Annotated in this window: 24 protein-coding genes and 1 tRNA gene; 17 read left to right on the top strand and 8 right to left on the bottom strand. The window is 62.3% G+C overall.

Annotation, left to right across the window (positions count from 1 at the left end; genetic code table 11):
* Positions 1 to 75: 75 nt before the first annotated feature.
* On the bottom strand, positions 76 to 1,092 hold the full coding sequence (gene hemH / locus BLV20_RS27975) for a ferrochelatase (protein ID WP_092305612.1): 1,017 nt from the start codon (positions 1,090 to 1,092) through the stop codon (positions 76 to 78).
* A 13-nt stretch (positions 1,093 to 1,105) separates the two neighbouring features.
* On the bottom strand, positions 1,106 to 2,008 hold the full coding sequence (locus BLV20_RS27970) for a TIGR01777 family oxidoreductase (protein ID WP_092305611.1): 903 nt from the start codon (positions 2,006 to 2,008) through the stop codon (positions 1,106 to 1,108).
* Positions 2,009 to 2,205: 197 nt separating this feature from the next.
* On the opposite strand from BLV20_RS27970, the gene BLV20_RS27965 reads away from it, so the two are divergent.
* From BLV20_RS27965 to BLV20_RS27945, 6 genes are all read left to right on the top strand, one after another.
* On the top strand, positions 2,206 to 3,189 hold the full coding sequence (locus tag BLV20_RS27965) for an NAD(P)/FAD-dependent oxidoreductase (RefSeq protein ID WP_092305610.1): 984 nt from the start codon (positions 2,206 to 2,208) through the stop codon (positions 3,187 to 3,189).
* A gap of 20 nt (positions 3,190 to 3,209) precedes the next feature.
* Positions 3,210 to 3,428 (top strand): hypothetical protein, encoded by a 219-nt coding sequence (locus BLV20_RS31195; protein ID WP_139192754.1) that lies wholly within the window; start codon positions 3,210 to 3,212, stop codon positions 3,426 to 3,428.
* A 64-nt stretch (positions 3,429 to 3,492) separates the two neighbouring features.
* Complete coding sequence (locus BLV20_RS27960; RefSeq protein WP_092305609.1) at positions 3,493 to 4,461, top strand: DUF523 and DUF1722 domain-containing protein; 969 nt, start codon at positions 3,493 to 3,495, stop codon at positions 4,459 to 4,461.
* 10 nt (positions 4,462 to 4,471) lie between these two features.
* Positions 4,472 to 5,407 carry a MerR family transcriptional regulator gene (locus BLV20_RS27955; protein WP_092305608.1) on the top strand — a complete coding sequence of 312 codons (936 nt, stop codon included), beginning with the start codon at positions 4,472 to 4,474 and terminating at the stop codon, positions 5,405 to 5,407.
* Positions 5,408 to 5,420: 13 nt separating this feature from the next.
* Complete coding sequence (gene phrB, locus BLV20_RS27950) at positions 5,421 to 6,866, top strand: deoxyribodipyrimidine photo-lyase (protein ID WP_092305607.1); 1,446 nt, start codon at positions 5,421 to 5,423, stop codon at positions 6,864 to 6,866.
* Positions 6,867 to 6,929: 63 nt separating this feature from the next.
* Positions 6,930 to 7,235, top strand: coding sequence for a YkgJ family cysteine cluster protein (locus BLV20_RS27945; RefSeq protein ID WP_092305606.1), 306 nt, complete (start codon positions 6,930 to 6,932; stop codon positions 7,233 to 7,235).
* Between the two features lie 7 nt (positions 7,236 to 7,242).
* Here the strand turns inward: BLV20_RS27945 and BLV20_RS27940 are convergent, their stop codons facing one another.
* The 6 genes from BLV20_RS27940 to hemA all read right to left on the bottom strand — a co-directional run bounded on the left by BLV20_RS27940 (position 7,243) and on the right by hemA (position 12,613).
* Positions 7,243 to 7,761 (bottom strand): acyloxyacyl hydrolase, encoded by a 519-nt coding sequence (locus BLV20_RS27940; protein WP_092305605.1) that lies wholly within the window; start codon positions 7,759 to 7,761, stop codon positions 7,243 to 7,245.
* Between the two features lie 117 nt (positions 7,762 to 7,878).
* A complete protein-coding gene (murI, locus tag BLV20_RS27935) occupies positions 7,879 to 8,670 on the bottom strand; it encodes a glutamate racemase (RefSeq protein ID WP_092305604.1) in 792 nt (263 codons plus the stop codon).
* Positions 8,663 to 9,418 carry a molybdopterin-synthase adenylyltransferase MoeB gene (locus BLV20_RS27930; protein WP_092305603.1) on the bottom strand — a complete coding sequence of 252 codons (756 nt, stop codon included), beginning with the start codon at positions 9,416 to 9,418 and terminating at the stop codon, positions 8,663 to 8,665. Before BLV20_RS27930 ends, murI begins: the two co-directional genes overlap by 8 nt.
* A complete protein-coding gene (prmC, locus tag BLV20_RS27925; protein WP_092305602.1) occupies positions 9,412 to 10,242 on the bottom strand; it encodes a peptide chain release factor N(5)-glutamine methyltransferase in 831 nt (276 codons plus the stop codon). Before prmC ends, BLV20_RS27930 begins: the two co-directional genes overlap by 7 nt.
* A 5-nt stretch (positions 10,243 to 10,247) precedes the next feature.
* The gene (prfA, locus tag BLV20_RS27920) at positions 10,248 to 11,330 is read right to left on the bottom strand and encodes a peptide chain release factor 1 (protein ID WP_007928353.1); all 1,083 of its coding nucleotides are present in this window, start codon (positions 11,328 to 11,330) and stop codon (positions 10,248 to 10,250) included.
* On the bottom strand, positions 11,327 to 12,613 hold the full coding sequence (gene hemA, locus BLV20_RS27915; RefSeq protein ID WP_092305601.1) for a glutamyl-tRNA reductase: 1,287 nt from the start codon (positions 12,611 to 12,613) through the stop codon (positions 11,327 to 11,329). The genes prfA and hemA overlap by 4 nt, the downstream gene beginning before the upstream one ends.
* Before the next feature lie 182 nt (positions 12,614 to 12,795).
* Here hemA and BLV20_RS27910 point away from each other — a divergent pair, with 182 nt between their 5' ends.
* The 11 genes from BLV20_RS27910 (at position 12,796) to gbpA (ending at position 25,976) form a co-directional block, all read left to right on the top strand.
* Positions 12,796 to 14,520 (top strand): tetratricopeptide repeat protein, encoded by a 1,725-nt coding sequence (locus BLV20_RS27910; protein WP_092305600.1) that lies wholly within the window; start codon positions 12,796 to 12,798, stop codon positions 14,518 to 14,520.
* 4 nt (positions 14,521 to 14,524) lie between these two features.
* Entirely contained in the window at positions 14,525 to 15,142 is a 618-nt protein-coding gene (gene lolB, locus BLV20_RS27905) for a lipoprotein insertase outer membrane protein LolB (RefSeq protein WP_092305599.1), read from the top strand.
* Positions 15,143 to 15,144: 2 nt separating this feature from the next.
* Entirely contained in the window at positions 15,145 to 15,996 is an 852-nt protein-coding gene (ispE, locus tag BLV20_RS27900; RefSeq protein ID WP_092305598.1) for a 4-(cytidine 5'-diphospho)-2-C-methyl-D-erythritol kinase, read from the top strand.
* Between the two features lie 37 nt (positions 15,997 to 16,033).
* Positions 16,034 to 16,108: transfer RNA gene (locus BLV20_RS27895), tRNA-Gln, on the top strand.
* 48 nt (positions 16,109 to 16,156) lie between these two features.
* The gene (locus BLV20_RS27890; RefSeq protein ID WP_003171603.1) at positions 16,157 to 17,098 is read left to right on the top strand and encodes a ribose-phosphate pyrophosphokinase; all 942 of its coding nucleotides are present in this window, start codon (positions 16,157 to 16,159) and stop codon (positions 17,096 to 17,098) included.
* Between the two features lie 140 nt (positions 17,099 to 17,238).
* Positions 17,239 to 17,838, top strand: a complete 600-nt coding sequence (locus BLV20_RS27885) for a 50S ribosomal protein L25/general stress protein Ctc (protein ID WP_092305597.1) — start codon at positions 17,239 to 17,241, stop codon at positions 17,836 to 17,838.
* 168 nt (positions 17,839 to 18,006) lie between these two features.
* On the top strand, positions 18,007 to 18,591 hold the full coding sequence (gene pth / locus BLV20_RS27880) for an aminoacyl-tRNA hydrolase (RefSeq protein ID WP_007928340.1): 585 nt from the start codon (positions 18,007 to 18,009) through the stop codon (positions 18,589 to 18,591).
* A gap of 22 nt (positions 18,592 to 18,613) precedes the next feature.
* Complete coding sequence (ychF, locus tag BLV20_RS27875; RefSeq protein WP_092305596.1) at positions 18,614 to 19,714, top strand: redox-regulated ATPase YchF; 1,101 nt, start codon at positions 18,614 to 18,616, stop codon at positions 19,712 to 19,714.
* A gap of 281 nt (positions 19,715 to 19,995) precedes the next feature.
* Positions 19,996 to 20,622, top strand: a complete 627-nt coding sequence (locus BLV20_RS27870) for a response regulator (RefSeq protein ID WP_092305595.1) — start codon at positions 19,996 to 19,998, stop codon at positions 20,620 to 20,622.
* Between the two features lie 4 nt (positions 20,623 to 20,626).
* Positions 20,627 to 24,229 (top strand): ATP-binding protein, encoded by a 3,603-nt coding sequence (locus BLV20_RS27865; RefSeq protein ID WP_092305594.1) that lies wholly within the window; start codon positions 20,627 to 20,629, stop codon positions 24,227 to 24,229.
* A 256-nt stretch (positions 24,230 to 24,485) separates the two neighbouring features.
* Positions 24,486 to 25,976, top strand: a complete 1,491-nt coding sequence (gene gbpA / locus BLV20_RS27860) for an N-acetylglucosamine-binding protein GbpA (protein WP_092305593.1) — start codon at positions 24,486 to 24,488, stop codon at positions 25,974 to 25,976.
* Positions 25,977 to 25,979: the final 3 nt, after the last annotated feature.

Below are 25,979 nucleotides of genomic sequence, written 5' to 3'. Positions count from 1 at the left end.
ACGGAAATCTATCGCGGGCAAGCCTCGCTCCTACAGACGGTGTTGCCGTAGGAGCGAGGCTTGCCCGCGATGCTTTTACAACGCCAAAGGCGCGCGCTCGCACAAGGCATTCAATGCCTTGGCCCATTGCGGGTCGTCGTTCAGGCACGGCACCAGCACCAACTCCTCCCCTCCCGCTTCGCGGAACTGCTCGCGACCGCGATCGCCAATTTCCTCCAGGGTCTCGATGCAATCGGCGACGAATGCCGGGCACATCACCAGGACTTTCTTCACGCCCTGCCCCGCCAGCTCATCCAGGCGCGCCTCGGTGTAGGGCTCGATCCACTTGGCACGCCCCAGACGAGACTGGAACGACACCGACCACTTGCCGTCCGTCAGCCCCATGCGCTCGGCGAATGCCCGCGCCGTGCTCAGGCACTGGCCGCGATAACAGGTGGCGGCCACCTCGGGAGTCGCGTCGCGGCAGCAATCGCCTTCCAGGCTGTGGCCGGGATTGAGCTTTTGCAGGTGCCGCTCGGGCAAGCCATGGAAGCTCAGCAGCAGATGATCGAAATCCTGTTGCAGGTGCTCCCGGGCGCTGGCCACCAGCGCGTCGAGGTATTCCGGCTGATCGTAGAACGGCTGCAATACCGACAGCTGCACATCCAGCTGCTTGTCGCGGATCACTCGCCGAGCCTCCTCCACCACCGTGGTCACGGTGCTGTCGGCGAATTGGGGATACAGCGGCGCCAGGGTGATCTTCTTGTTCCCCTGGGCCACCAGACGCAGCAACGCCGATTCGATGGACGGCTCGCCATAACGCATCGCCAGCTCCACCGGACCGTGCTTCCACTCGCGCGTCATGGCTTCCTGCAGGCGGCGGCTGAGCACCACCAGCGGCGAACCCTGCTCCCACCAGATCGAGGCGTAGGCATGCGCCGACTGCTCCGGACGCTTGATCAGAATCAGCGACACCAAAAGCCGCCGGACCGGCCAGGGCAGGTCGATCACATAAGGGTCCATCAGGAATTGATTGAGGTAACTGCGCACATCCGCCACCGAGGTGGAGGCCGGCGAACCCAGGTTGACCAGGAGCAACGCGTGATCGGTCATGCAACGTCCTATTTCAGAGGCGGCTGGACAAGTCGTCCAGGGCCGCGCGCAAATCAGTGAACTGGAAAGTGAATCCGGCGGCCAGCAACCGCGCGGGTACCGCGCGTTGACCACCCAGCAACAACAACGACAATTCCCCCAGGCCCACGCGCAACACAAAGGCCGGCACCGGCACTACCGCTGGCCGATGCAAGACGCTGCCCAGGGTCTTGGCGAACTCGCGATTGCGCACCGGCTTGGGCGCGCAGGCATTATAAGGACCGCTGGCATCGCTGCGGTGCAGAAGAAAATCAATCAGGGCGATTTGATCCTTGATATGAATCCACGGCATCCACTGCCGACCGTTGCCTATCGGCCCGCCCAGCCCCAGCTTGAAAGGCAGCAGCAAGCGCGACAAAAAGCCGCCCTCGGCAGACAGCACCAGGCCCGTGCGAATCAACACCACGCGCAGGCCCATGGCCTCGGCACGCTGCGCGGTCTCTTCCCAGGCGATACATAACTGGCTGGCAAAATCCTCACTGACCGGGGGTGACTCCTCGTTCAGCTCGCGCTCCCCGCCGTCGCCATACCAGCCCACGGCCGAGCCGGAGATCAGCACCTGGGGTTTCTGCCGCCGGCTTTCCAGCCAGGCCAGCAGTTTTTCCGTCAGGGTAATGCGACTGCTCCAGAGCAGCGCCTTGCGCTTGTGGGTCCAGGGTCGATCGGCAATCGGCGCGCCCGCCAGGTTAATGATGGCGTCGACCGGCTCTTCTGCGAGTTCGTCCAGGCGGCCAATGCCACGCACTTGAGCGCCACACAATTTGGCCACCTCGGCAGGTCGACGACTCCATACCGTCAACTGATGGCCCTGGGTCAGCCAGAGACGGCAAAGCTGACGTCCTATCAAACCAGTACCGCCGGTCAGCAATATGTGCATGACATCTTCCTCGCGTGGCGTTTTACCTGGATCCCTAGTCTATTTTTATATGCAGGGATCTTTTCAATCGGGCAGGCTCTTGTTTAACAATAGGACACCCTGTAAATCCGATAACGCCGAAAGTTATACCAAATAAAAATATTGTACAGATTTAATGAAGGCGTAATCTGCACAGAAAGGTAAACGAGGCCTCCCCAATGACCGTACCCATCGCAATCATCGGTACCGGCATCGCCGGACTCTCCGCCGCCCAGGCGCTGCGAGACGCTGGGCATGTCGTGCAACTTTTCGATAAAAGCCGCGGCAGCGGCGGGCGCATGTCCAGCAAGCGCAGCGACGCTGGCGCGCTGGACATGGGCGCACAGTATTTCACCGCACGCGACCGGCGCTTCGTCACTGAAGTACAGCGCTGGCAGGTCAACGGCTGGGCCGCCGAATGGGCGCCGCAGCTGTACAACTTCCACGGCGGCCAGCTCACCCCATCGCCGGACGAACAGACCCGCTGGGTCGGCACCCCGCGCATGAGCGCCATCACCCGCGGCCTGCTGGGCGAAACGGAAGTGCACTTCGCCTGCCGCATCACCGAGGTCTACCGGGGCGAGCAGCATTGGCACTTGCAGGATGCCGAGGGTTTCACCCACGGTCCGTTCAGCCACGTGATCATCGCCACGCCGGCTCCCCAGGCAACCGCCCTGCTGGCCGCCGCGCCGAAACTCGCGGGGGCCGCCGCCGGGGTGAAGATGGACCCGACCTGGGCCGTCGCCCTGGCATTCGATACCCCGCTGGAAACCCCGATGGAAGGCTGCTTCGTACAGGACAGCCCGCTGGATTGGCTGGCCCGCAACCGCAGCAAACCAGGGCGCGACAGCAGCCTCGATACCTGGGTCCTGCATGCGAGCAGTTCCTGGAGCCGCCAGCACATCGACCTGCCGAAAGAGGCGGTGATCGAACAACTGCACGGCGCCTTCGCCGAACTGCTGCACAGCGCCATGCCCGCCCCGACCTTCAGCCTCGCCCATCGCTGGCTCTATGCCCGCCCGGCCAGCAGCCATGAATGGGGCGCCCTGGCGGATGTCGACCTGGGGCTCTACGCCTGTGGCGACTGGTGCCTGTCCGGTCGCGTCGAAGGCGCCTGGATCAGCGGACAAGAGGCCGCACGCCGGTTGCACGAACACCTGTAAGCGCATCACCCCGCGTAACTTTGCTGCTGTCGCAATGGACAGCAGCCTGCCTTCCCCGCTCAACAACCAAGACACCCTCTCTGCTTATCGGGCTGTTGCTCGAAGAGAAAAAACCACGCGTGGAAGAATCCGCCAGCAGCCAGGCGGAGATCATCCTGCAACCGAAAAATGAGCAGGGCATCGGCAGAAAAGCCCTTCGGCAAAAACTTATACAAAATATTTTACTTGCACACCTTTGATCTTATGATGAAGCAAAGTTGTACAAGATCGATTTTTCGTACATGAATACCCGGAGCCCTTCCTATGCCCGACTATCCGACCCAGGCCGGCAAACCGAAAATCGCCATCAGCGCCTGCCTGCTGGGCGAATCCGTGCGCTACAACGGCGGGCACAAGGAATCGCGCCTGTGCAGCCAGGCCCTCGCCGAGTTTTTCGAGTTTGTCCCGCTGTGCCCGGAAGTTGCGATCGGCCTGGGCACGCCCCGCGAACCCATTCGCCTGGTGGGCGATCCGCAACAACCGCGGGCCGTCGGCAGCGTCGATCCGACGCTGGACGTCACCCAGGCCCTGGCGGACTACGGCCAGCGCATGGCCAATGAACTGGACGGCCTCTGCGGCTACATCTTCATGCAGAAATCCCCGTCCTGCGGCCTGGAGCGGGTCAAGGTCTACCAGGACAAGGGCCGCCCCGCCGAACTCAGTGGGCGCGGTATTCACGCGCAGGCTTTCTGCAGCCGCCATCCCGACCTGCCGGTGGAAGAAGACGGCCGGCTCAACGATCCGGTGCTGCGGGAAAATTTCCTGACCCGGGTATTCGCCTACAGCGCCTGGCGGGACCTGCTCGCACAAGGCCTGACCCGACGCCGCCTGACTGACTTCCACGCACGCTACAAATATTTGCTGATGGCCCACAACCCGGTGCAATACAAGGCCCTTGGAACCCTGCTGGGCAGCATGGGCCAGAGCGACCCGGCGCAGGTCGGCCCACGCTATTTCAGTCAGTTGATGGCGGCCCTGAAAAAGTGCGCCACCCGCGGCACCCACAGCAACGTACTGCAACATATCAGCGGCTATCTCAAGCAGGCCATCAGCAGCGAAGACAAACAGGAAATGCAGCACCTCATCAGCCAGTACCGCCACGGCATCGTGCCGCTGGTGGTGCCGCTGACCCTGCTCAAGCATCACCTGCGCCTGCACCCCGATCCCTACATCGCGCAACAGGTGTACCTGCAGCCCCATCCGGAAAGCCTCAGCCTGCGCAATGCGCTTTGAGCCGCGAGCCATGAACGAATCGAGACTCGACCCGCCGGCATCCGACGGCGCCAGCGGCCATCCCTCGGCAGAAGGCTGGTTGCCAATTCGCGAGGTGACCCGCCAGACCGGGGTCAATGCCGTCACCTTGCGCGCCTGGGAGCGCCGCTATGGGCTGATCGTGCCGCAGCGCACCGCCAAGGGCCACCGGCTGTTTTCGGGCGAACATGTGCAACGCATCCTGAAAGTCCTGACCTGGCTCGACCGCGGCGTGACGGTCAGCCAGGTCAAGCACCTGCTGGACGCCGAGCCCGCCCTCAGCGAACCGGCCCGCAACGACTGGCACCTGCAGCGCCAGGGCCTGGTCCAGGCCATCAGCCAACTGGCCGAGCGCCAGGTCGACGAAACCTTCAACCAGGCCATGGCGCTCTACCCGCCCCGGACCTTGTGCGAGCACTTGCTGCTGCCGCTGCTGGGCGAACTGGAGCAACGCTGGCAGAGCCACTTCGGCATGCAGATGGAACGGGTGTTTTTTCATTCCTGGCTGCGCAGCAAGTTCGCCGTGCGGGTTTATCACAACAACCGCCAGCTGCAAGGCGCCCCGCTGCTGCTGATCAATCACTCGGACCTGCCGCTGGAACCGCACCTGTGGCTCTGCGCCTGGCTGATCAGCAATACCGATTGCCCGGTGGAAGTCTTCGACTGGCCACTGCCGCCCGGCGAACTGGCGCTGGCCGCCGAACGCCTGCAAGCGCGGGGCGTGCTGTTGTATTCGAGCAAGTCGATCAACCTGCGAAAACTGCCACGCTTGCTCAGCGGCCTCGCCTGCCCGGCCTTCATCGTCGGTCCGGCGGTGAGCATCCACCACGCCGAGCTGGTCAACTGCGCCACCAGGATCGCCGATCTGCACCTCGCCGCGGACCCGCTCTCGGCGCACCAGGCCCTCACCGGGCTAGGACTTCTTTAATGCAGGAATCCCCATGCAACTGATCTGGCTACGCAGCGACCTGCGTCTGCATGACAACACCGCGCTGAGCGCCGCGGCCCAACGCGGGCCGACGGTGGCCGTGTACCTGCTGAGCCCGCGGCAATGGCAGGCGCATGACGATGCGCCGTGCAAGGTCGATTTCTGGCTGCGCAACCTGCAGCAACTGAGCGGCGACCTGGCCCGGCTGAACATCCCGCTGCTGATCCGCGAGGCGCCCGAATGGGAGCAGGCCCCCCAGGTGCTGCTGCGGCTGTGCCGGGAACTGGCGATCGAGGCGCTGCACGTCAACGAGGAATACGGCATTCACGAAACTCGCCGCGATACGGCGGTGGCCAGCCTGCTGAAAAGCCAGGGCGTGGGCTTCCACAGTTACCTCGACCAACTGCTGTTCCGGCCCGGCAGCGTACTGACCAAGAGTGGCGGCTACTTCCAGGTCTTCAGCCAGTTTCGCAAGGTCTGCTACAACCGGCTGCACAGCGCCCTGCCGCAGCGGCTGGCAGCGCCCGGCGCGCAAGCCGCCCTGGGCATAAAAGCCGACGCGGTGCCACGGCAGGTCGAAGGCTTCCCGACACCCGCAGCGCAGCTGCAAGCGCTCTGGCCAGCTGGCGAACAGGTGGCGCAACAACGCCTGGCACATTTTGCCGAGGCGCACCTCGAGCATTACCAGGCCGAGCGAGACTTGCCGGCCAGGCCCGGCACCAGCCAGCTTTCGCCCTACCTCGCCGCCGGCGTGCTGTCGCCGCGCCAGTGCCTGCACGCCGCACTGCAAAACAACCGCGGCGAGTTCGCCAGCGGCAGCCCCGGCGCGGTCACCTGGATCAACGAACTGCTCTGGCGCGAGTTCTACAAACACATCCTGGTGGGTTACCCACGGGTGTCCCGCCATCGGGCCTTCCGCCCGGAAACCGAAGCCGTGGCCTGGCGCGACGCCCCCGAAGAGCTGGCGGCCTGGCAGCAGGCCCGTACCGGCCTGCCGATCATCGACGCGGCCATGCGCCAGTTGCTGGAAACCGGCTGGATGCACAACCGCCTGCGGATGGTGGTGGCGATGTTCCTGACCAAGAACCTGCTGATCGACTGGCGCCATGGCGAGCGTTTTTTCATGCGCCACCTGATCGACGGCGACCTGGCGGCGAACAACGGCGGCTGGCAGTGGAGCTCGTCCACCGGCACCGATTCGGCGCCCTATTTTCGTATCTTCAATCCGTTGAGCCAGTCGCAGCGGTTCGACAGCCAGGGGACCTTCATCCGGCACTGGCTACCGGAGCTGGCGGGGCTGAATGAAAAAGATATCCACAACCCTGCCGCCATGGGCGGCCTGTTCGGCGTGGCCGATTACCCGCCACCGATGGTCGATCTGTCGATGTCGCGCGAACGGGCCTTGGCGGCCTTCAAGAACCTGCCGTCGCGGGGAGTTGCCGAGGAGTACCGGGATTAGGAACGACAGGCGCCCGTCAGGGGTTTCACACAGCCTGCGGCCACTGCCTTACACTGCGCGCCTATGACCACTATTCCTGTCACCCAGATCGCCGAAGCGGCGGTCACCTGCTCGACCTGCGCCGCTTGCTGCTGCCAATTGGAAGTGATGTTGATCACCGAGACCGGCGTGCCCGAACGTTTTATCGACACTGACGATTGGGGAGGCGAAGTCATGCTGCGGCTGGACGACGGCTGGTGTGCCGCGCTGGATCGCAACAGCATGATGTGCAGCATCTACGAACAACGGCCGCTAATCTGTCGGGAGTTCGAGATGGGCGAAGTGGACTGCCTCAACGAACGCCGCGGCATTGCCTCGGCGTATCGCTGAAAGCGCCTCACAACGGCATGGTGTAATGCAGCGCGTAGCTTTCCACGCCGTCGTTGGGCGTCGCGATGCCGGCGTTGGAATAGTGCGTGGCGCGAATACCGACTTCATGCCCGCCGTTGAAGCGCAGGCCGAAACCGATGCGGTCCTCGAACTGGAAGGCCGAACCAAGCTTGTTGTCTTCCACCTCGGTGTTGGCGAACACCGCCACGCCAATCCCCGCCTCGATGTAAGGCTTGACGTTCTGCCCGGCGAATTCATACACCAGGACCGGTGAGAACGACAGGCTGTGGTTGCTGGACTTTTCGTCGCCGTCCCAGAAGGTGTAGGCGCCGCTCCAGTAGCCGGTCAGGCGACCGACATCACTTTGCAGCCAGCTTTTGTCCCAATCGAATTGCATGCCCAGGCGATAGGTCTGGGTCGAGTCGCTGGTCTGCCCCACCGAAAACTCGACGCCAGCCGCCTGTGCCGAAATACTTTGCCCCAACAGTGCGGCCGCAAGCGCAGCCAAACAGAACACTCGTCTCATCAGGAACATCCTTTTCAAAAACGATTTGTATGGTGTTGTCAGATTCCGCAAACAGGTTAATAGAAATCTGTGCTTGAGCAGAAGTTCAGCTTAAATCACCGTTTCTGCGCGATTTTCTTATAGAACGAAGCTTTGCACCGCTCCCGCCTCATTCCAGAGCAACGGCAGAATATGTCTGAAGTGACACAGATCGCCACTTGTCCAGAACCGGGCCTGGCGTGCCGGCCCCGCAGCCAGCAACTCGCGTTCGCCCAGCAGGCGCTCCAGCTGGCGAGCAACCGCGGCCCCGGTATCGATCAGACTGATGTCCGCAGGGATCATCGACTTGAGCAGCGGCTTGAGAAACGGATAGTGGGTGCAGCCAAGGATGATGGTGTCACAGCCGGCCGCCAGCAGCGGCTCGACATACCCCTGCAGCAGTTGGCGCAAGGCGGGGCTGTGCAGGTCACCGGCTTCGATCCGTTCCACCAGGCCCGGGCATGGCCGGGTAATCACCTTGATGTCGGTGGCGAAACGATCGAGCAAGGCGGCGAATTTGGCACTCTGCAAGGTGCCGGTGGTGGCCAGCACGCCGACCACGCCACTGCGGGTGGCGGCGGCAGCCGGCTTGACCGCAGGCTCCATGCCGATGATAGGCCAGTCCGGGTAATCCCGACGCAGGTCGGCGACAGCGGCCACGGTCGCGGTGTTGCAGGCCAGCACCAGCGCCTTGGCACCCTGCTCGCGGAAAAATCCGGCGACCAGGCTGCAACGTTGACGGATAAATTCGGGGGTTTTCTCGCCGTAGGGAATATTGCCGCAATCGGCCACATACAGCAGCGATTCATGGGGCAGGCGCTGCTGGATCTCCGCCAGCACCGACAGGCCGCCGACGCCGGAATCGAAGACGCCGATCGGCGCTTCACGCATGCGGGCCTCCACAGACGCTGCAGCCCGGGTCGCGCTTGACCCGCAGTTCACGAAAGCGCGTGCCCAGGGCATCGATCAACAACAGGCGGCCCACCAACGACTCACCGAACCCCACCAGCAGCTTCAACGCCTCGAGCGCCTGCAGGCTGCCCACCAGGCCCACCAGCGGCCCGACCACACCGGCTTCGCTGCAAGTCAGCTCGGCTTCGCTGCCGTGCCCATATAAACAGTGGTAGCACGGGCTTTCGGGGCGCCGTGGGTCGAACACCGACAGTTGCCCTTCCAGGCGAATCGCCGCGCCACTGACCAGCGGCTTGCCGCCGGCGACGCAGGCGGCGTTCACCGCCTCGCGGGTCGAGAAGTTGTCGGTGCAGTCGAGCACCAGGTCCACGGCAGCGACGGCCGCCGCCAGGGAGTCGATATCCAGTGCGGCGCGATGCGGCACCAGCTGGATCTCGGGATTGATCGCGGACAGGCGACGCATCGCCGAATCGACCTTGCTCAGGCCGACGCTGTCGGTGTCGTGAATGATCTGGCGTTGCAGGTTGGTCAGGTCGACCGTATCGAAGTCGGCCAGGTGCAGCTCGCCGACGCCCGCGGCGGCCAAGTACAGCGCCACCGGAGCGCCCAAGCCACCCAGGCCGACGATCAATACGCGGCTGGCCTTGAGTCGCAACTGACCGTCGATGTCGACGTGCTGCAACAGAATCTGCCGGCTGTAGCGCAGCAATTCCTGATCGTTCAGCACGACAGGCTTCCTAAGCTGATGCGTTCGTGACCGCCCAGGTCGACGCGACTGTGCACCTCGGCAAAGCCCTGGGTCAGCAACAGATCGCGCACGGCCGGCGCCTGATCGTAGCCATGCTCGAGCATCAACCAGCCGCCAGCCTCGAGGTGCTCTGGCGCCTGCGCGATGATCAGGCGCAGATCGTCCAGCCCGTCCTTGCCCGCGACCAGGGCGCTCTCCGGCTCGAAACGCACATCGCCGGCCGCCAGGTGCGGGTCGGCGGCGGCGATATAGGGCGGGTTGCTGATAATCAGTCGATAACGCTCGCCTGGGAGGGCGCTGAACCAATGGCTGCTCAACACCGTGACGTTGTCCAGTTGCAGGCGCTGGCGGTTGCGCTCGGCCAGGGCCACGGCTTCCAGCACCCGGTCGACCGCGGTGACCCGCCACGCCGGGCGCTCGCTGGCCAGGGCCAGGGCGATGGCGCCGCTGCCGGTGCCCAGGTCGAGCACCTTGGCCGGGGTGGCGGGCAGCAGTTCCAGCGCCGCCTCCACCAGCAACTCAGTGTCGGGACGCGGGATCAGCGTGTGTGGCGCCACTTCCAGGTCGAGTTTCCAGAACCCCTGCTGGCCAAGAATATAAGCCACAGGCTCGCCCGAACGGCGCCGCTGCAGGTAACTGGCGAAGGTCAACGCCGCGTCGCTGGGCACGATTCGCTCGGGCCAGGTGTGCAGGAAGCTGCGCGGCTTGCCCAGGGCAGCCGCCAGCAGCAACTCGGCATCCAGGCGGGCCGTTGGCGAGTCGGGCAATTGGGCGGCGCGCAGCAGGCTGGCGATGATGGTCATTATGTTTACTCGCCCAGTGCGGCTAGTTGATCGGCCTGGTATTCGGCCAGAAGCGGTTCGATCACCGCCTCGACGCCACCGGCGAGGATTTCATCGAGGGAATAGAGGGTCAGGTTGACGCGGTGATCGGTCACCCGGCCCTGGGGAAAGTTGTAGGTGCGGATGCGCTCGGAGCGGTCGCCCGAACCCACCAGCAGCTTGCGCTCGCTGGCGATCGCATTGGCCGCGGCACTGGTCTGCTGGTCGTTGAGCTTTGCCGACAGCCAGGACATGGCGCGCGCACGGTTCTTGTGCTGGGAACGCTCTTCCTGGCACTCGACCACGATTCCCGACGGAATGTGCGTAATGCGGATCGCCGAGTCGGTCTTGTTGACGTGCTGGCCACCGGCGCCCGAGGAGCGATAGGTGTCGATTCGCAGGTCCGCCGGGTTGATCTCGATGGCTTCTTGCTCATCCGGCTCGGGCAGCACCGCCACGGTGCAGGCCGAGGTGTGGATGCGGCCTTGGGATTCGGTGGCCGGCACCCGCTGCACGCGGTGGGCGCCGGATTCGAATTTCAGCTTGCCGTAGACGTTCTCGCCTTCGACCCGGGCGATGACTTCTTTATAGCCGCCGTGCTCGCCCTCGTTTTCCGAAAGGATCTCCAGCCGCCAGCCACGCCGCTCGGCATAGCGCGAATACATGCGGAACAGGTCGCCGGAGAAGATCGCCGCTTCGTCGCCACCGGTGCCGGCGCGGATTTCCAGGAACACGTTGCGCCCGTCGTTCGGGTCCTTGGGCAGCAGCATGCGTTGCAGCGTGCTTTCCAGCTCGACCAGTTGCTCCTTGGCTTCGCGGACTTCTTCCACCGCCATTTCGCGCATGTCCGGATCGCTGTCCTTGAGCAGCGCCTGCGCGCCCTCGAGGTCGGCCTGGACCTTGAGCACCTGTTTATAGGTCTCGACGATCGGCTCGACTTCCGCGTACTCCTTGGAATAGGCGCGGAACTTGGCCTGATCGGATATGACCTCGCCGTCGCCAAGCAACGCGGTCAATTCCTCGAAACGGTCCTGGAGCACATCCAGCTTATTGAGCAGTGACGCTTTCATTGCGGTTTTTTATCCGAAGAGTCCGAAGCGCCCTCACCGAGGGCAAAGAGTTCCTGGGCCATGGCCAGCGCATCCAGGCGGCCTTCAGCGGTCAGTTTTTTCAACTGGACGCTGGGCGCATGCAGCAATTTGTTTGTCAGGCCGCGAGCCAGTTGCATCAGGACGTCTTCGGCGCTGCTGCCGTTGCTCAGCATGCGCAGGGCCTTTTGCAGTTCTTCATCGCGCAGGCGTTCGCTCTGCTGACGATACGCCTTGAGCACATCCACCGCAGCCAGCTCGCGCAGGCGCACCATGAAATCTTCGGCGCCGATGTTCACCAGCTCTTCCGCCGCCTGCGCCGCGCCTTGACGGCTCTTGAGGTTTTCGGCGACCACTTCGTGGAGATCGTCGACGGTATAGAGGTAAACGTCGTCCAATTCGCCGACTTCTGGCTCGATATCCCGCGGAACGGCAATATCCACCATGAAAATCGGCTTGTGCTTGCGCAGCTTCAGCGCGCTTTCCACCGCACCCTTGCCGAGGATCGGCAACTGGCTGGCGGTGGAACTGATGACGATATCGCTGTGCACCAACTCCTGAGGAATATCCGAAAGCAGCACGGCATGGGCTCCAAACTGTTCGGCCAGGGTGCTGGCGCGCTCCAGCGTGCGGTTGGCGACCACGATGCGCTTGACCCCCAGGTCATGCAGGTGGCGGGCGACCAGGGTAATGGTTTCGCCGGCGCCGATCAGCAGCGCCTGGCTGCGCTGCAGATCGCTGAAAATCTGTTTCGCCAGGCTCACCGCGGCAAAAGCCACGGAAACCGGGTTCTCACCGATGGCGGTGTCGGTGCGTACTTGCTTGGCAGCGCTGAAAGTGGCCTGGAACAGCCGCCCCAGCAGCGGGCCTATGGTTCCGGCCTCACGCGCCACGGCGTAGGCGGATTTCATCTGCCCGAGGATCTGCGGCTCGCCCAGCACCAGCGAATCCAGCCCCGAAGCGACACGCATCATGTGACGAACGGCCGCATCGTCTTCGTGCACATAGGCACTGGCGCGCAGGTCCTCAAGGCTCAGATGGTGGTACTCGGCCAGCCAGCGCAGCACGATATCCGCCGAAAGGTGATCCTGTTCTATATAGAGTTCACTGCGATTGCAGGTGGAGAGGATCGCAGCTTCGCGGCTGTCGGTGAGGCGGCAGAGCTGCTGCAAGGCCTCAACCAACTGCTCAGGGGTAAAGGCCACGCGCTCGCGGACGTCTACTGAAGCAGTCTTGTGGTTAATACCGAGTGCGAGGAAGGCCATTCAAGGTCGCTGATGATGTCGAGAAGCCGACAATTGTCCTACTTCGAAAGATTCAGAACAACCACTGCCGACTATTGTCCCAATAGACTGCCTCTGTAAGGCATCCGCTGAGTCTCGGTTATGTTTGGCCGAAGGCTTGTGTCATGATGATCCGACCGCAGGTTAGTCGTCCTTCTTCCTATATGAATAGATCTTCCGCGTTGCTCCTTGCTTTTGTCTTCCTCAGCGGCTGCCAGGCTTTGGCACCCGTTTCACCGGACGGTACACCGCCGGTCGAAGACAGCACCCCGGCTCCTGAAAAGCCCAAGGTTTACTCTTCGTTCAGCGAAGACACGGTCTTCAGCCTGCTGAGCGCGGAGCTGGCTGGCCAACGCAATCGTTTCGACATTGCCCTGGACAACTATGTCACCCAGGCCATCAATACCCAGGACCCGGGCATTTCCGAACGAGCGTTCCGCATCGCCGAATACCTGGGCGCCGACCAGGCCGCGCTGGACACTGCGCTGATCTGGGCAAAAAACGCTCCGGATGACCTGGAAGCCCAGCGCGCCGCCGCCATCCAGCTGGCCCGCACCGGGCGTTACGACGAATCCATGGTCTATATGGAGAAAGTCCTGCAGGGCAAGGGCGATACCCATTTCGACTTCCTCGCCTTGTCGGCCGCCGATACCGACCAGGACACCCGCAACGGTCTGATGAAAAGCTTCGACCGCCTGCTGCAAAAACACCCGAACAACGGCCAGCTGATATTCGGCAAGGCACTGCTGCTGCAACAGGACGGCGACAACCGCGAAGCCCTGAAGCTGCTGGAGCAGAACCCACCGGAAGAAGGCGAAATCGCGCCGATCCTCCTGCGTGCCCGCCTGCTGCAAAGCCTCAGCCGCGCCGACGAAGCCCTGCCGCTGCTGGAAAAAAGCATTCGCAAATACCCGGACGACAAGCGCCTGCGCCTGACTTACGCACGCATGCTGGTCGAGCAGGATCGCATGGACGATGCCAAGGCCCAGTTCTCCAGCCTGGTCCAGCAATATCCGGAAGACGACGAGCTGCGTTACTCCCTGGCGCTGGTCTGCCTGGAAGCCAAGGACTGGGAAGAGGCCAAGGGCTACCTGGAAGACCTGATCGCCCGGGAAAGCCACGTCGATTCGGCCCACCTGAACCTGGGGCGCATCGCCGAAGAGCTTAACGATCCACAGGGCGCGCTGGCCGAATACGGCCAGGTCGGACCGGGCAACGACTATCTGCCGGCGCAATTGCGCCAGGCCGACATCCTGATGAACAACGGCCGCACCGCCGAAGCCGAAAAACGCCTGGCTGCCGCCCGCGATACCCAACCGGACTACGCCATCCAGCTATACCTGATCGAAGCCGAAACCCTGTCCGCCAACAAACAGGGGGACAAGGCCTGGAAAATTCTCCAGCAGGCGCTGCAGCAATATCCGGACGACGTGAACCTGCTCTATACCCGCGCTATGCAGGCCGAGAAGCGCAACGACCTGGCCCAGATGGAAAAGGACCTGCGCCTGATCATCAAGCGCGAGCCGGACAACGCCATGGCGCTGAACGCCCTCGGCTACACCCTGTCGGACCGCACCACGCGCTACGCCGAAGCCAAGGCCCTGATCGAACAGGCCCATCAGCTGACCCCGGACGATCCGGCGGTACTCGATAGCCTCGGCTGGGTGAATTATCGCCTGGGTAACCTGGCGGAAGCCGAACGCCTGCTGCGCCAGGCACTGGAACGCTTCCCCGACCAGGAAGTCGCCGCGCACCTGGGCGAAGTGCTCTGGGCCAACGGCAAGCAACGTGAAGCCAGGCAGATCTGGAGCAAGTTCCTCAAGGACCAGCCCGACAGCCCAATCCTGCGCAGCACCATCAAACGCCTGACCGGATCAGAGACTCTCTAAGACTATGTTTTTGCGCCACCTTATCGTTTTCAGCTTTATCGCTCTGCTCGCCGGCTGTTCGGCTCTCACTAGCCGCGAATCTGTCGAGGGTCACGGCAGCCCCGCGCTATGGCGCGAACACAAACAGCAGTTGGCCGGCCTCGACGGCTGGCAGATCAACGGCAAGATCGGCATTCGCGCGCCCAAGGATTCGGGCAGCGGCACGCTGTTCTGGCTGCAGCGCCAGGATTACTACGATATCCGCCTGTCCGGCCCGCTGGGTCGCGGCGCCGCCCGCCTGACCGGACGTCCCGGCAAGGTCGCGCTGGAAGTCGCCAACCAGGGACGTTACGAAGCCCCGACTCCGGAAGCCCTGCTCGAAGAACAGCTGGGCTGGAACCTGCCGGTCTCGCATCTGGCCTGGTGGGTGCGCGGGCTGCCCGCCCCCGACAGCAAGAGTCGCCTGACCCTGGACGGCGACAGCCGCCTGTCCAATCTCGAACAGGACAACTGGCAGGTCGAATACCTGAGTTATGCACAACAGAGCGGTTACTGGCTGCCCGAGCGGATCAAGCTGCATGGCCGCGACCTTGACGTCACGCTGGTGATCAAGGAATGGCAACCACGCAAGCTGGGGCAGTGAGCATGAGCGCGCCACAACTGACCCTGCCCTCTCCTGCGAAACTCAATTTGATGCTGCACATTCTCGGTCGCCGTGCAGACGGCTATCACGAATTGCAGACGATCTTTCAATTTCTCGATTACGGCGATGAGATCACCTTCGCCGTTCGCGACGACGGCGTCATTCGCCTGCATACGGAATTCGCCGGCGTTCCCCACGACAGCAACCTGATCGTGCGAGCGGCGAAAAAACTCCAGGAACAATCCGCTTGCCCGCTGGGCATCGATATCTGGATCGAAAAAGTCCTGCCCATGGGTGGCGGCATTGGCGGCGGCAGCTCCAACGCGGCGACCACCCTGTTGGGCCTGAATCATCTCTGGCAATTGGGCTGGGACGAAGATCGCCTGGCCACCCTGGGCCTTTCGCTGGGCGCCGACGTACCGGTTTTCGTGCGCGGGCACGCGGCTTTCGCCGAGGGCGTGGGGGAAAAACTTACCCCGGTTGATCCCGAGGAGCCGTGGTATCTCGTGCTGGTGCCGCAAGTCTCTGTAAGTACAGCAGAAATTTTTTCAGATCCGCTGTTGACACGTGACACTCCGCCCATTAAAGTGCGCCCCGTTCCCAAGGGAAACAGCAGAAATGACTGCTTGCCGGTGGTTGCAAGGCGTTATCCAGATGTACGTAACGCATTGAATTTGTTAGGTAAATTTACCGAAGCAAAACTGACCGGAACTGGAAGTTGTGTGTTTGGGGGCTTCCCAAGCAAAGCTGAAGCTGATAAAGTCTCGGCCCTTCTTACAGAGACCCTTACAGGGTTTGTAGCAAAAGGAAGCAACATTTCGATGTTGCATCGCAAGCTGCAAAGTCTGCTCTAAAAGGAACCAAGTGCCAGGCACTTGATGCAACAGATACAGGGGCGTCGCCAAGCGGTAAGGCAGCAGGTTTTGATCCTGCCATGCGTTGGTTCGAATCCAGCCGCCCCTGCCATTTTCCTTATACTCATCCAGGTATACCCTCAGCCTTCAGGTACTGCGCGTGTCCAAGATGATGGTCTTTACGGGGAACGCTAACCCCGATCTGGCTCGGCGTGTCGTACGTCAGCTGCATATCCCTCTCGGTGACATCTCTGTTGGAAAATTTTCCGACGGCGAAATTACCGCTGAGATCAATGAAAATGTCCGCGGTAAAGACGTCTTCATTATTCAGCCGACCTGCGCTCCGACCAACGATAACCTGATGGAACTCGTCGTGATGGCTGATGCCTTCCGCCGTTCCTCAGCGACTCGAATCACTGCTGTAATTCCTTACTTTGGTTATGCCCGTCAGGATCGCCGTCCGCGTTCCGCACGTGTGGCTATCAGCGCGAAAGTCGTCGCTGACATGCTTACCGTAGTCGGCATCGACCGTGTTCTCACGGTTGATTTGCATGCTGACCAGATTCAGGGCTTCTTCGATATTCCGGTAGATAACATCTACGGCTCCCCGGTCCTGGTGGATGACATCGAAGATCAACGTTTCGAGAACCTGATGATTGTCTCCCCGGACATTGGTGGCGTCGTGCGTGCACGTGCCGTTGCCAAATCCCTGGGCGTGGATCTCGGGATCATCGACAAGCGCCGCGAGAAAGCCAATCACTCTGAAGTGATGCATATCATCGGTGACGTTGAAGGCCGTACCTGTATCCTGGTTGACGACATGGTCGATACCGCCGGCACCCTGTGCCACGCGGCCAAGGCCCTGAAAGAGCATGGCGCTGCCAAGGTCTTTGCCTACTGCACACACCCTGTGCTGTCGGGTCGAGCAATCGAGAACATTGAAAATTCCGTGCTGGACGAGCTGGTGGTGACTAACACCATCCCGCTGTCCGCTGCAGCACAGGCCTGTGCGCGTATCCGTCAACTGGATATCGCACCGGTTGTTGCCGAAGCGGTTCGCCGCATCAGCAACGAAGAATCGATCAGCGCGATGTTCCGCTAAGGCCCTGCCCTAGCCTTACATCTCGATGACGAAAAGCGCCCCGCCCCAGCATTCCTGTTGGGGCGGGGCTTTTTTGCCCATATCGCCTTTAGCGCTGGTCGCAAACGCTGGGGCGAGTGTGGTTATTTTGGAGATACAACATGAACGATTTTACTCTGAATGCTGAACTGCGTTCCGACCTGGGGAAAGGTGCGAGCCGCCGCCTGCGTCGTCTCGCAAGCCTGGTTCCAGCTGTAGTTTACGGTGGCGACAAAGCCCCTGAATCCATCAGCATGCTGGCCAAAGAAGTTGCCAAACTGCTCGAAAACGAAGCTGCTTTCAGCCACGTTATCGAACTGAACGTTGGCGGCACCAAGCAAAACGTCGTGATCAAGGCGCTGCAACGTCACCCGGCCAAAGGCCACGTGATGCACGCTGACTTCGTACGCGTTGTTGCTGGTCAGAAACTGACCGCTATCGTTCCAGTGCACTTCGTCAACGAAGCTGCTCCGGTCAAGAAAGGCGGCGAGATTTCGCACGTTATCTCCGAAATCGAAGTGTCCTGCCTGCCGAAAGACCTGCCTGAGTTCATCGAAGTCGACCTGGGCGACGCTGAAATCGGCACCATCGTTCACCTGTCGAACATCAAGGCCCCTAAAGGCGTTGAGTTCGTTGCTCTGGCTCACGGTAACGACCTGGCTGTTGCCAACGTTCACGCTCCACGTGTTGCTCCAGAAGCTGCAGAAGGCGCTGCAGAGTAATTCACTCTGCTTGCCGGAGTTACCGGAAACATCGCGGACTGGTACGTAGCGAGAAAGCGGGCGGGAACGCGGAGTTTACATAATGGTAAATGAGCACTTGTCGTCCACTTTCGCCGCACACTCCAGTCGCGGCGATGTTATCCACAACTCCAAGGAAGGGCCCCTATCGTGACTGCCATCAAACTGATCGTTGGCCTGGGTAATCCAGGCGCCGAATACGAACAGACCCGGCATAACGCAGGGGCCCTTTTTGTTGAGCGCATCGCCGAGAAACAAGGCGTCAGCCTTGTGGCCGATCGCAAATATTTCGGCCTGACCGGGCGCTTCTCGCACCAGGGTCAGGACATTCGTCTGCTGATACCCACCACCTACATGAACCGCAGCGGCCAGGCCGTGGCGGCATTGGCCGGTTTCTTCCGCATCAAGCCCGAAGAAATCCTGGTGGCGCATGACGAACTCGACCTGCCACCCGGCGTCGCCAAGCTCAAACAGGGCGGCGGGCATGGCGGGCACAACGGGTTGCGCGACATCATCGCGCAACTGGGCAACCAAAATACCTTTCACCGCTTGCGGCTTGGCATCGGCCACCCAGGCGTCGCCAGCATGGTCTCGAACTTCGTCCTGGGTCGCGCGCCACGCGCCGAACAGGAAAAGCTCGATGCCAGCATCGATTTTGCCCTCGGCGTGCTGCCGGATATCTTCGCCGGTGAATGGAACCGTGCGATGAAAAACCTGCACAGCCAGAAGGCCTGACTCTTATCCGAGGGGAAACACCATGGGATTCAACTGCGGCATCGTCGGCCTGCCTAACGTCGGCAAGTCCACCCTGTTCAACGCCCTGACCAAATCCGGTATCGCGGCCGAGAACTTCCCCTTCTGCACCATCGAGCCGAACAGCGGCATCGTGCCGATGCCGGATCCGCGTCTGGACGCCCTGGCAGCCATCGTGGTGCCCGAGCGCGTGTTGCCGACCACCATGGAGTTCGTCGACATCGCCGGCCTGGTGGCGGGCGCCTCGAAAGGTGAAGGCCTGGGTAACAAGTTCCTGGCCAACATCCGCGAAACCGATGCCATCGCCCACGTGGTCCGCTGCTTCGAAGACGACAACGTGATCCACGTGTCCAACAGCGTCGACCCGAAACGCGACATCGAGATCATCGACCTGGAACTGATCTTCGCCGACCTGGACAGCTGCGAAAAGCAACTGCAGAAAGTCGCGCGCAACGCCAAGGGCGGTGACAAGGACGCCGTGGCGCAGAAAGCCCTGCTCGAGCAACTGATCGCGCACTTCACCGAAGGCAAGCCAGCGCGCAGCCTGATGAAGAACATGAGCACCGACGAAAAAGCAGTGATCAAAGGCTTCCACCTGCTGACCACCAAGCCGGTCATGTACATCGCCAACGTTGCTGAAGACGGTTTCGAAAACAACCCGCACCTTGACGTGGTCAAGGCCATCGCCGAAGAAGAAGGCGCCGTGGTGGTGCCGGTCTGCAACAAGATCGAAGCGGAAATCGCCGAACTTGAAGACGGCGAAGAGAAAGACATGTTCCTCGAAGCTCTGGGCCTCGAAGAACCTGGCCTGAACCGCGTGATCCGCGCCGGCTACGAAATGCTGCACCTGCAGACCTATTTCACCGCGGGTGTAAAGGAAGTGCGCGCCTGGACCGTCCGCGTCGGCGCTACCGCTCCGCAGGCCGCCGCGGTGATCCACACCGACTTCGAGAAAGGCTTCATCCGCGCCGAAGTGATCGCCTACAACGACTTCATCCAGTTCAAGGGTGAAGCCGGTGCCAAGGAAGCCGGCAAATGGCGCCTGGAAGGCAAGGACTACATCGTCAAGGACGGCGACGTGATGCACTTCCGCTTCAACGTCTGACCTGACCGAAATGCCCCGTGGCTCGAAACTCGAGCCACGGGCTCGCCGACGGGACTCCTCCCCTGCTGGCTGCCGCGCCCTCTCGCTTCACCTACCTGCCAACACTTTCCCGGACATCTGCATGCCTGGCCAACGCCTGTCTTGCCCGCCAGTTGCGGATACTTCATCGCGTCACGCGACAGGAGTAACCTGCGCACCGCTGACGCCGGCAGATACTTGCACGCGTTCTGCTTAACTCTATGCACTCGCTCACGCTATGCACGGACAGGAACCCGCCCCAGATGCAAAGGAAAGTAATAGTCGTCGATGATCATCTGCTGACACTTATCGGCATACGAGCGTCTCTCAGCAGCGACAGTACGTTGCAGATCGTTGGCGAAGCCCAGGACGTCGAGGGGCTTTTCCAGCTATTGGCCGAACAGCCCTGCGACCTGGTCATCACCGACCTGATGATGCCCCACAGCCAACAGGCCGACGGCATCCGCCTGATCGAGCAATTGCGCCGCCGCCACCCCGCGGTCGCGGTCATCGTGGTGACCATGCTCAATAACCCGGCACTGCTGGCCTCGATCCTGAAACTGGGCGTGCAGGGGCTGATCAGTAAACGCGGGGTCCAGGGCGACCTGCAGATGGCGACTCGCGCCAGCCTGGCCAAACCCTTCATATCCCCGTCGATCCGGCATCTGCTCGACCCCGGGCAGCCCACGACCGAGGTCGAGCAACTGTCCCCGCGCGAAGCCGAAGTCCTGCGCCTGTACGGCGCCGGACTGTCGGTCAATGAAATAGCCCTGCACCTCAATCGCTCCAAGCAGACCATTAGCAGCCAGAAAAGCAGCGCGATGCGCAAACTGGGCCTGGATAACAATGCCAGCCTTTACCTGTACATCCAGGAAGTCGGGCTGGCCTGAGATTATGCCTAACCCTCTAACGGGCCTGACACGCCTGATCGTCTGGATCACGCTCTTGCTGACCAGTGTTGCCGTCCTGGGCGCCGCCGAGCCCGAGCCTGAGCCACTGTCCCTGGCCGCCCTGATGGCCATGCGTCAGACGCTACCGCATCGCCCGCTGCGGGTGGCCTCGGTGAGCGCTTCCAACAAGCAACTCGATCCGCCTGGCAACGATGTCCTCAACCAGATCACCAACGACTACCTGAAACACATCAGCCAGTTTCTCGAACTGCCGATCCAGCACGTGCCCTACCCCTCGGTGGACGCCGCCATCGCCGCCCTGACAAGCGGTGACGTCGACCTGATTCCCCGCGCCACCGAGTATGAAAGAAAGCAGCCCGGGTTCGTCTACAGCACGCCCTACCTGGACAACGAGCCGATCATCGTCGGCCGCATCTCCGACAAGGACCTGCCCCCGGACCTCGCGGGCAAGCGCGTGCTGGTCCCTGCCTACTATGTGCAGCCAGAAACGATCGGCAAGGCCTACCCCAAGGCCGAGCTGATCGTGATCACCAGCATTGTCCAAGGCCTGCAACGCCTGGCCGACGGCGAGGCCGACGCGCTGATCGGCGATCAGTTGCGCACCAACTTCTACCTGCGCAGCCTGAACAACCTCAAGTTGCAGAACAAATACGTCGGCAACCTGCCGGCCATGGGCTTCAGCTTCGCCGCGCGCGGGCATGAAGAGCAGTTGATCACCCTGATCAACGCCTCGTTGAAGACCGTTTCCCAGGAGCGCAAACAAGAGATATTGCAGCGCTGGGAGCGTTCGCCCTGGCTGTTTGCGCCGACCGACTCCTTTGCCCTCAACAGCAAGGAAGACCGCTGGCTCAAGCGCCTTCCTGCGCTAAACCTGATCGCCCGCGAAATCCCCAACTACCTGTACCGCAAGGCCGACGGCCAATGGGCCGGGCTGGCATTCAATGTGCTGCGCAGCCTGGCCGACGACTATCAGCTGCAACTGAACATCATCGATAGCCAGTCACCGGAAATCGACCGGCGCCGCCTGGAAAACGGCGAAGCCCAGATCGCCCTGTCCCTGGCGCAAACCCCGTCCCTGCAAAAGAGCCTGCTGTTCAGCGATGGCTTCGGCACCGAGTACTGGGCCTTCATTACCCGCAAGGGCGCCAGTTCCCCCAGTTCGCTGGCGGCCCTGGGCGGCAGGCGCCTGGCGCTGCAGGCCGGGCACCCGCTGCAGTCGCTGCTGAGCAGCCGCTACCCGACGATCGAGTTGGTGCTCACCGACCGCTACACCCAGGCCGTGCAACTGGTCGAACAGGGCATGGTCGACGCCATGCTGAACAGCGCCGCCGATGCCCGGCGAATGACCAATCCGAGGCTGCGCGCCGGCAAGCAGTTCCAGGCCCAGCCCGAGCCGCTGGTGTTCGCCGTATCGGCCAAGCACCCAGAACTGCTGAGCATCCTCAACAAGCTGCTGTACTCGCTGAAGAACTCGGACGGCAACCAGGACCACCTGAGCATTCTGGCGGGGCCCGCGACCAAGGGCTCGCTCTGGGACTACCTGCCCAGCTGGGTATGGCAGACCGCTACGCTGGTGGTGCTGCTGGTGGTGCTGTCCTTGTACTGGAACTGGCGCCTGCGGATTCAGATCCGCAAGCGGCGCACCGCGCAGAATCAGCTCAAGGACCAACTGGCCTTCCAGTTCGCCCTGCTCAACGGCTTGCCCATTCCCCTTTACGTGCGCGACCTGCAAGGACGCCTGAGCACCTGCAACCACGCCTATGAGCAGTTCTTCGGCCAATCCCTGGACGAGATCCGCGGCACCACGCCCCAGGAGCAAGGCATCGCTCCGCCCGCGCTGGCCCAGGAGCTGGAGGAACAGCACCAGCGGCTGCTGGATAACCGCCAGTCGCAGTTCCTCGACAGCGTGATCGAGGTCGACGGCCAGACCCACCATATCTACCAATGGCTGGTGCCCTTCTACACCGCGCTTGGCAAACAGCAGGGCCTGCTGGGCGGCTGGATCGACATCAGCGTGCGCAAGCACCTGGAAAACAAACTGCTCGAAGCCCAGCAACAGGCGCTCGACGCCAGCGCGGCGAAAAGCCAGTTCCTCGCGACCATGAGCCATGAGCTGCGCACCCCGCTGAACGCCATGGTCGGCCTGCTGGAGCTGGAAACCAGCGGCTCGTCCGCGCCCTCGCAAAACCTCAGCATCGCCCAGCAATCGGCGCAATCGATGATCGACCTCATCGGCAATATTCTCGATCTGGACAAGGTCGAAACCGGCCAGATGGAGCTGGCGCCCAGCCCCACCGCACTCGCCCCCCTGCTGGAGAACTGCCTTGAGCTGTTCGCCGTCCAGGCCCGGGAAAAGCACCTGCAGCTGAACCTGGAGCACAGCCTGGACCCACGGCGGCGCTATCGGGTGGACGCCATGCGCCTGACGCAAATCCTCCATAACCTGCTGTCCAACGCCCTGAAGTTCACCGCTCATGGCCGGGTCGAACTGAAAGTCCAGGAGCTCGACTCGGCCCCGCACCAAAGCCGGCTGATCTTTCATGTCGACGACACCGGCATCGGTATCGCCGAGGAACTCCAGCCGCAGATCTTCGCGCCGTACCAGCAAGCCTATGCCGAGATCGCCCATCGCCACGGCGGCTCCGGCCTGGGCCTGAGCATCTGCAAACAACTGGTCGAACTCATGGGCGGCAACATCCGGCTCGACAGCGCTCCGGGCCTGGGTTGCCGGATCAGCTTCGAACTGCTCCTGCCCTGGCAACCGGTCGTCGAGGACGACGCGCAGCAAGCCGTTGCAGGTCCTGCGCCAGCGGTCACCGCGTTGAACGTGCTGATCGTCGACGACGTGTCCACCAACGGCCTGGTGCTCGAACAGCAATTGCTCAGGCTCGGCCATCGAGGCACCTACGTCAGCGGCGGCAAGGCGGCCCTGCAGGCGTGGGAACAGGGGCACTTCGATGTGCTGATCACCGATTGCAACATGCCGGAAATGGACGGCTACGCCCTGACCCGCCACATCCGGGCCGCGGAACAGGCGCGCGGCCTGCAACGGCTGCCGATCATCGGCTACACCGCCCGTGCCCTGGCGGATGAAAAGCAACGTTGCCAGGCCGCCGGCATGGACGACCTGATGATCAAGCCCATCGTCCTCGAGCGTCTGCGGGAAATACTCGGCGGGCTGCAGTCGCTCGGCCTTGCTGCCCAAGACGAACCCTCGCCAGTGCTCCCCCCGGCGCACGAACCAGCGGACGCTGAGGCTCCCCCGGCGACCTTCGACCTGTCCCGGCTGGAGGGCTTGCAGAACGATCCGCAGCTCAAGCAACGCTTGCTCCAGGAACTGCGCCGCAACCTGGAACAGGAGCGCGAGCTGCTGAGCGCCCCGCTGCCCGACACGCAGGACTTCCTCGAACAGTGGGTCCACCGGGTCAGCGGCCTGGCCTGCACGGTCGACTCGCCGGCATTGATGCGGGCCTGCCTCGACCTGCAGGCCGCGGCCCGCCAGGGCACGCAGGATATGGATGGCCAGCGCGAAAACGTGCTGTCGGTCATCGAACGCATGCTGCGCGACATCGAACGCCACGGCTGACCCGCTCCGGGCAGCCCTGCGCAAGGCCTCCTCGCCCCCGGGCGGCGCCCAAGCCGCCGCCCGGAAACATCTTGTTCCATTCCCTCGTCGCGCCTTTCGTACTCGTCTCATACAAGCCCACAAGCGTGCTCGGCATCCTAGGTTCCCTTCGTTACCGGGCACTGCCAGGCACGGGCAACCCTGGTCGCGCCCTGCAGCGGCCGGCATCGAAGAGTTCAAGGAAGTCCAACTCATATACTTAAATCAAGGTGATTCGATGCTTCATATCAACCGCGCCAACATGATGCGCAAGCTGCCGCTGGCCATCACCCTCGGCCTGGCTTCGCTGGCCAGCCAACAAGCCGTCGCCCACGGCTATATCGAAAGTCCGAAGTCCCGTGCCTTCATGTGTTCCGCGAACGGCGGCAACCTCAACCGCGATTGCGGCCCCGTCACTTACGAACCGCAAAGTGTCGAGTACTCGCCATCGGTCCAGCATCACTACCCCAAGGATTACTGCTCGGGCGACTTCACCAAATGCGGCCCGGCGAACGGCACCATCCCGGCCGGCGGCATCACCAGCTTCTCCCAGCTCAACGAGCAGACCGCAACCCGTTGGCAGAAAACCACCATCAAGCCGGGCATGAATGAATTTACCTGGTACTACTCCGCCGGGCATGCCAGCGCCTACTACCAGTTCTACATCACCAAGAAAGACTGGAACCCGAACCAGCCGCTGACCCGCGACGCCTTCGAGATGACCCCGCTGCTCAATGAAAACGCTGGCGGCGCGCGTCCTCCAGCGGGTGGCCGGACCAAGCACAACGTCAACATTCCGGCCGATCGCAGCGGTTACCACGTGATCCTGGCGACCTGGAAGATCGCCGACACCGCCGCCACCTTCTACCAGGCCATCGACGTCAACATCGACAACGATGGCGCGCCGATTCCTGACTGGAAGATCCTCGGCGCCGTCCAGCCCGAGCCCCTGCATATCGGCGACAAGGTCAGCACCCGCGTGTTCACCAACGCCGGCGAGCAGCCGAACCGCCAGACCCGCCTGAGCATCGATACCGCGGAACAGGCCCAGGCCAACACCTGGCCATTCCTGTTGGCGCAGCAAGTCAACAAGGCCAATGCCGGCTATGTGATGGGCGAGCTCAACGCCAATAACGAAGTCGTGCCCAACTACGGCAAGAACACCATGTACGCCAAGAACAACAGCGACGTGGTGCGCGTGGAAATCCAGAAAGAACAGCCGAGCATTCCTGGCGAGCTGAAGCTTTCCGGCCTGCAGGCCGAGTACATCCTCAAGGACAACGCCACCGACCTGCACTTCAACGCCATCGCCCAGGGCGGCACGTACACCATCGCCTCCACCGTGTTCAACGGCAAAGGCGAAAGCATCGCCCACCAGCAGGCGGCAGCCGGCAACAACACCCCGCACTTCTCCATCCCGCTGCGCAACGTCAGCGAAGGCGACTATGACGTGGTGGTCGTGGCCAAGCCGGAAAAAGGCGAGCAGCTGCAACAAAGCCAGCGCATCACCCTGAAAACCGAGGACGTGGGCGGCGGCGACTACGACTACGTCTTCCCCCAGGGCCTGACCGGCTACAAGGCCGGCACCAAGGTGCTGGCCAAGGACGGCAACGTCTATGAGTGCAAGCCGTTCCCCTACAGCGGCTACTGCATCCAGTGGAACACCAGCGCTACTCAGTACGAGCCAGGCGTTGGCAGCAACTGGAAGGACGCCTGGATTCGCAAGTAATCC

The organism is Pseudomonas sp. NFIX28 (genome assembly GCF_900107395.1).
Classification (GTDB): Bacteria; Pseudomonadota; Gammaproteobacteria; order Pseudomonadales; family Pseudomonadaceae; genus Aquipseudomonas.
The sequence above is the reverse complement of the archived record's forward strand: the minus strand, read 5'-3'. Positions and strand labels throughout refer to the sequence as shown.

Coding starts and splice junctions, on each gene's coding strand:
- hemH (WP_092305612.1), bottom strand. CDS start 1,092: ATGACCGATCACGCGTTGCTCCTGGTCAACCTGGGTTCGCCGGCCTCC.
- BLV20_RS27970 (WP_092305611.1), bottom strand. CDS start 2,008: ATGCACATATTGCTGACCGGCGGTACTGGTTTGATAGGACGTCAGCTT.
- BLV20_RS27965 (WP_092305610.1), top strand. CDS start 2,206: ATGACCGTACCCATCGCAATCATCGGTACCGGCATCGCCGGACTCTCC.
- BLV20_RS27960 (WP_092305609.1), top strand. CDS start 3,493: ATGCCCGACTATCCGACCCAGGCCGGCAAACCGAAAATCGCCATCAGC.
- BLV20_RS27955 (WP_092305608.1), top strand. CDS start 4,472: ATGAACGAATCGAGACTCGACCCGCCGGCATCCGACGGCGCCAGCGGC.
- phrB (WP_092305607.1), top strand. CDS start 5,421: ATGCAACTGATCTGGCTACGCAGCGACCTGCGTCTGCATGACAACACC.
- BLV20_RS27945 (WP_092305606.1), top strand. CDS start 6,930: ATGACCACTATTCCTGTCACCCAGATCGCCGAAGCGGCGGTCACCTGC.
- BLV20_RS27940 (WP_092305605.1), bottom strand. CDS start 7,761: ATGAGACGAGTGTTCTGTTTGGCTGCGCTTGCGGCCGCACTGTTGGGG.
- murI (WP_092305604.1), bottom strand. CDS start 8,670: ATGCGTGAAGCGCCGATCGGCGTCTTCGATTCCGGCGTCGGCGGCCTG.
- prmC (WP_092305602.1), bottom strand. CDS start 10,242: ATGACCATCATCGCCAGCCTGCTGCGCGCCGCCCAATTGCCCGACTCG.
- prfA (WP_007928353.1), bottom strand. CDS start 11,330: ATGAAAGCGTCACTGCTCAATAAGCTGGATGTGCTCCAGGACCGTTTC.
- hemA (WP_092305601.1), bottom strand. CDS start 12,613: ATGGCCTTCCTCGCACTCGGTATTAACCACAAGACTGCTTCAGTAGAC.
- BLV20_RS27910 (WP_092305600.1), top strand. CDS start 12,796: ATGAATAGATCTTCCGCGTTGCTCCTTGCTTTTGTCTTCCTCAGCGGC.
- lolB (WP_092305599.1), top strand. CDS start 14,525: ATGTTTTTGCGCCACCTTATCGTTTTCAGCTTTATCGCTCTGCTCGCC.
- ispE (WP_092305598.1), top strand. CDS start 15,145: ATGAGCGCGCCACAACTGACCCTGCCCTCTCCTGCGAAACTCAATTTG.
- BLV20_RS27885 (WP_092305597.1), top strand. CDS start 17,239: ATGAACGATTTTACTCTGAATGCTGAACTGCGTTCCGACCTGGGGAAA.
- ychF (WP_092305596.1), top strand. CDS start 18,614: ATGGGATTCAACTGCGGCATCGTCGGCCTGCCTAACGTCGGCAAGTCC.
- BLV20_RS27870 (WP_092305595.1), top strand. CDS start 19,996: ATGCAAAGGAAAGTAATAGTCGTCGATGATCATCTGCTGACACTTATC.
- BLV20_RS27865 (WP_092305594.1), top strand. CDS start 20,627: ATGCCTAACCCTCTAACGGGCCTGACACGCCTGATCGTCTGGATCACG.
- gbpA (WP_092305593.1), top strand. CDS start 24,486: ATGCTTCATATCAACCGCGCCAACATGATGCGCAAGCTGCCGCTGGCC.